This is a genomic window from Xylanimonas oleitrophica (assembly GCF_003244315.1).
In the GTDB taxonomy this organism is placed as follows: Bacteria; Actinomycetota; Actinomycetes; order Actinomycetales; family Cellulomonadaceae; genus Xylanimonas_A; species Xylanimonas_A oleitrophica.
In genome coordinates this window covers 1-5,638 of sequence record NZ_QKWH01000024.1, presented here as the reverse complement: position 1 = coordinate 5,638, position 5,638 = coordinate 1, and the positions used below count along the sequence as shown (strand labels likewise).

The window sequence follows — 5,638 nt, the reverse complement described above, 5'->3', positions numbered from 1 at the left end:
AAAGGGTGTCCGGCGGCGTCCTACTCTCCCACCCCGTCTCCAGGGCAGTACCATCGGCGCTGTAGGGCTGAGCTTCCGGGTTCGGAATGGGACCGGGCGTTTCCCCTACGCTATGACCGCCGTAACTCTATCGAGTTGTCGGGTTCCCCCCACACCATGATGGTGGGGGGTTGGTGCCCGTTTCTCGGGAACCGCACAGTGGACGCGTAGCATGAAGAGTGTGGGTGTTGAAGTTGTCGGCTGATTAGTACCGGTCAGCTGCGGCAGTCGTTAGTCCTGCCTTCCACATCCGGCCTATCTACCCAGTGGTCTAGCTGGGTGCCTCTCAGACCCGAGGGTCTATGGAAACCTCATCTTGAAGCAGGCTTCCCGCTTAGATGCTTTCAGCGGTTATCCTTCCCGAACGTAGCTAACCAGCGGTGCACTTGGCAGTACAACTGGCACACCAGAGGTTCGTCCGTCCCGGTCCTCTCGTACTAGGGACAGCCCTTCTCAAGTTTCCTGCGCGCGCAGCGGATAGGGACCGAACTGTCTCACGACGTTCTAAACCCAGCTCGCGTACCGCTTTAATGGGCGAACAGCCCAACCCTTGGGACCTACTCCAGCCCCAGGATGCGACGAGCCGACATCGAGGTGCCAAACCATGCCGTCGATATGGACTCTTGGGCAAGATCAGCCTGTTATCCCCGGGGTACCTTTTATCCGTTGAGCGACGGCGCTTCCACAAGCCACCGCCGGATCACTAGTTCCGACTTTCGTCCCTGCTCGACCTGTCGGTCTCACAGTCAAGCTCCCTTGTGCACTTGCACTCGACACCTGATTGCCAACCAGGCTGAGGGAACCTTTGAGCGCCTCCGTTACATTTTGGGAGGCAACCGCCCCAGTTAAACTACCCACCAGGCACTGTCCCTGATCCGGATCACGGACCGAGGTTAGATGTCCGAAGCAGTCAGAGTGGTATTTCAACGTTGACTCCACCCGACCTGGCGGCCGGGCTTCGCAGTCTCCCACCTATCCTACACAAACTGCACCGAACACCAATACCAAGCTATAGTAAAGGTCCCGGGGTCTTTCCGTCCTGCTGCGCGTAACGAGCATCTTTACTCGTAGTGCAATTTCGCCGAGCTCGCGGTTGAGACAGCGGAGAAGTCGTTACGCCATTCGTGCAGGTCGGAACTTACCCGACAAGGAATTTCGCTACCTTAGGATGGTTATAGTTACCACCGCCGTTTACTGGGGCTTAAATTCTGGGCTTCGCCGAAGCTGACCCGTCCTCTTAACCTTCCAGCACCGGGCAGGCGTCAGTCCGTATACATCGTCTTGCGACTTAGCACGGACCTGTGTTTTTAGTAAACAGTCGCTTCTCCCTGGTCTCTGCGGCCCTCCCCGCTTCCCACCGCAAGGGTGTTGACGGTTCAGGCCCCCCTTCTCCCGAAGTTACGGGGGCATTTTGCCGAGTTCCTTAACCACGATTCGCTCGATCGCCTTGGTATTCTCTACCTGACCACCTGAGTCGGTTTGGGGTACGGGCGGCTAGAACCTCGCGTCGAGGCTTTTCTTGGCAGCAGAGGATCACCCGTTTCCCGCTAATGCGGTCACTATCAGCTCTCACCCTCGTGCCCCACGGATTTGCCTATGGGACGGGCTACGGCCTTGGACGTGGACTACCATCGCCACGCCGGGCTACCTTCCTGCGTCACCCCTGTTAATACGCTTACCTACTACCGGTTCAGGTCCCACGCCTCCCCACCAGTGGCACCCGAAGGTGCCGGCGGTGGCTTGGGATGGTTAGTATCACCGGGCTCGGTATGGGCGGTTCTTCGCCGGTAGGAGAATATCAACTCCTTGTCCATCGACTACGCCTGTCGGCCTCGCCTTAGGTCCCGACTTACCCAGGGCGGATTAACCTGGCCCTGGAACCCTTGGTCATTCGGCGGACGGGTTTCTCACCCGTCTTTCGCTACTCATGCCTGCATTCTCACTCGTGTGGTCTCCACCGCTGGGTCACCCCGCGGCTTCACCGTCCACACGACGCTCCCCTACCCATCCACGCCCCTGAACCAACCCCTCAAGGAGGCGGCTTGGGTTACGCGTGGATGCCACGGCTTCGGCGGTGTGCTTGAGCCCCGCTACATTGTCGGCGCGGAATCACTTGACCAGTGAGCTATTACGCACTCTTTCAAGGGTGGCTGCTTCTAAGCCAACCTCCTGGTTGTCTGTGCAACTCCACATCCTTTCCCACTGAGCACACGCTTAGGGGCCTTAGCCGGTGATCTGGGCTGTTTCCCTCTCGACTACGGAGCTTATCCCCCGCAGTCTCACTGCCGCGCTTGCACTTACCGGCATTCGGAGTTTGGCTGACGTCAGTAACCTTGTAGGGCCCATCGGCCATCCAGTAGCTCTACCTCCGGCAAGAAACACGCGACGCTGCACCTAAATGCATTTCGGGGAGAACCAGCTATCACGAAGTTTGATTGGCCTTTCACCCCTAACCACAGGTCATCCCCCAGGTTTTCAACCCTGGTGGGTTCGGTCCTCCACGCCGTCTTACCGGCGCTTCAACCTGCCCATGGCTAGATCACTTCGCTTCGGGTCTAGACCCGGCGACTGTATCGCCCTATTCGGACTCGCTTTCGCTACGGCTTCCCCACACGGGTTAACCTCGCCACCGAGCACTAACTCGCAGGCTCATTCTTCAAAAGGCACGCCGTCACCCCAGCTATGGAGGCTCCGACGGATTGTAGGCACACGGTTTCAGGTACTATTTCACTCCCCTCCCGGGGTACTTTTCACCTTTCCCTCACGGTACTAGTCCGCTATCGGTCACCAGGTAGTATTTAGGCTTAGCAAGTGGTCTTGCCAGATTCACACGAGATTTCTCGGGCCCCGTGCTACTTGGGATCCCCTCAACCAGGCCACGCCATTTCGTCTACGGGACTACCACCCTCTACGGTCCGGTTTTCAACCCGGTTCGACTATGACGCGACTTTCTTACTGGCTGGAGCAGTGTCAGCCACTCCTAGAAGGTCCCACAACCCCACGAACGCAACGCCTGACAGCTTGAACACGCCCGTGGTTTGGCCTCATCCGCTTTCGCTCGCCACTACTCACGGAATATCTCTTCCTGCCGGTACTGAGATGTTTCACTTCCCGGCGTTCCCTCCACACACCCTATATATTCAGGTGCGGGTGACCACACATGACTGTGGCCGGGTTCCCCCATTCGGACATCCTCGGATCACAGCTCGTTTGCCAACTCCCCGAGGCTTATCGCAGGCTACTACGTCCTTCTTCGGCTCCTGGTGCCAAGGCATCCACCCTGTGCCCTTAAAAACTTCAACAACACTACGCAGATACCAAGAAACAAACCCACGCCAACCGGCACCGTCCCCGAAGAGACGACACGCTCGTGCGCGGACCTGTCCTTGAACATCTTTGGATGCTCGCGTCCACTGTGCAGTTCTCAAGCAACGGACGAACCCACCAGACCCGGCCCGCCTACCCCGACCACCCACCACCACCCCTCCACCAGGAGGACCAGCAGCAGCGACCGAAGCGGTTCGCGACCATCCAGTGACCCGTACCAAGACCCCCGACCAGACACCACCACACCCCACCAGGGGCCGGCCCACCCACCCCGAAGGGCAGCGAACCTCGCAGCAGCATCCCGCGGCCGATTGCCTCAGGACCCAACAGTGTGCTCTCCAAGCCCCCACCCCCAGACACGCCGTTCCCCCACACAGCAAGCCATGTGCGTACTAGACGAACCCGAAGACGAAAGCTCTACGGTCAATGTTCCACCCAGAGCAACCACCACACACGCGTTCGGTGTGTGCGCGGCCACCTGACCACCACCCACGACCAACAGCCGTGAGCGACGTGGTAGGTCAAGCTCCTTAGAAAGGAGGTGATCCAGCCGCACCTTCCGGTACGGCTACCTTGTTACGACTTAGTCCCAATCGCCAGTCCCACCTTCGACCACTCCCTCCCTTGCGGGTTGGGCCGTGGGCTTCGGGTGTTACCAACTTTCGTGACTTGACGGGCGGTGTGTACAAGGCCCGGGAACGTATTCACCGCAGCGTTGCTGATCTGCGATTACTAGCGACTCCGACTTCATGGGGTCGAGTTGCAGACCCCAATCCGAACTGAGACCGGCTTTTTGGGATTCGCTCCACCTTACGGTATCGCAGCCCTCTGTACCGGCCATTGTAGCATGCGTGAAGCCCAAGACATAAGGGGCATGATGATTTGACGTCATCCCCACCTTCCTCCGAGTTGACCCCGGCAGTCTCCCATGAGTCCCCGGCATAACCCGCTGGCAACATGGGACGAGGGTTGCGCTCGTTGCGGGACTTAACCCAACATCTCACGACACGAGCTGACGACAACCATGCACCACCTGTGCACCGACCTTACGGGGCACCTATCTCTAGGTGTTTCCGGTGCATGTCAAGCCTTGGTAAGGTTCTTCGCGTTGCATCGAATTAATCCGCATGCTCCGCCGCTTGTGCGGGCCCCCGTCAATTCCTTTGAGTTTTAGCCTTGCGGCCGTACTCCCCAGGCGGGGCACTTAATGCGTTAGCTGCGGCACGGAAACCGTGGAATGGTCCCCACACCTAGTGCCCAACGTTTACGGCATGGACTACCAGGGTATCTAATCCTGTTCGCTCCCCATGCTTTCGCTCCTCAGCGTCAGTAACTGCCCAGAGACCTGCCTTCGCCATCGGTGTTCCTCCTGATATCTGCGCATTCCACCGCTACACCAGGAATTCCAGTCTCCCCTACAGCACTCTAGTCCGCCCGTACCCGATGCAAGCCCGAGGTTGAGCCTCGGGTTTTCACACCAGACGCGACAGACCGCCTACGAGCTCTTTACGCCCAATAATTCCGGACAACGCTTGCGCCCTACGTATTACCGCGGCTGCTGGCACGTAGTTAGCCGGCGCTTCTTCTGCAGGTACCGTCACTTGCGCTTCTTCCCTGCTGAAAGAGGTTTACAACCCGAAGGCCGTCATCCCTCACGCGGCGTCGCTGCATCAGGCTTTCGCCCATTGTGCAATATTCCCCACTGCTGCCTCCCGTAGGAGTCTGGGCCGTGTCTCAGTCCCAGTGTGGCCGGTCGCCCTCTCAGGCCGGCTACCCGTCGAAGCCTTGGTAGGCCATCACCCCACCAACAAGCTGATAGGCCGCGAGCCCATCCCCCACCGAAAAACTTTCCAACCACCACCATGCGGTAGCGGCTCATATCCGGTATTAGACCTCGTTTCCAAGGCTTATCCCGAAGTGGAGGGCAGGTTGCTCACGTGTTACTCACCCGTTCGCCACTGATCCACCCAGCAAGCTGGGCTTCACCGTTCGACTTGCATGTGTTAAGCACGCCGCCAGCGTTCGTCCTGAGCCAGGATCAAACTCTCCGTAAATGTCTGATGCCACCCACACCACAGCGCGGGTAACGACCATACGAAGCACCCCCGAACAGGGGGCATGAAACTGGCAAGGAACCAAACTGACTAGTTCGATTCATTGTCCAAAGGAATCCTCACGAGCCAACCAGACGGCCGACCCGACGAGGGATAAAATTTGGCATTGACTATCAAGCACACTGTTGAGTTCTCAAACAACCGACGCACACCATCCG

The 5,638-nt window shown here is 58.5% G+C and carries 3 rRNA genes; all 3 read right to left on the bottom strand.

The features are described 5' to 3' along the window. Nucleotides 1-7 precede the first annotated feature (7 nt). The 3 genes from rrf to DNL40_RS16090 all read right to left on the bottom strand — a co-directional run bounded on the left by rrf (nt 8) and on the right by DNL40_RS16090 (nt 5,420). Nucleotides 8-124 (bottom strand): 5S ribosomal RNA (gene rrf, locus DNL40_RS16100). A gap of 100 nt (nt 125-224) precedes the next feature. After that, nucleotides 225-3,341 (bottom strand): 23S ribosomal RNA (locus DNL40_RS16095). A gap of 559 nt (nt 3,342-3,900) precedes the next feature. Beyond that, nucleotides 3,901-5,420, bottom strand: a 16S ribosomal RNA gene (locus DNL40_RS16090). Together the 16S, 23S and 5S rRNA genes form the textbook arrangement of a ribosomal RNA operon. Between the last annotated feature and the right edge of the window lie 218 nt (nt 5,421-5,638).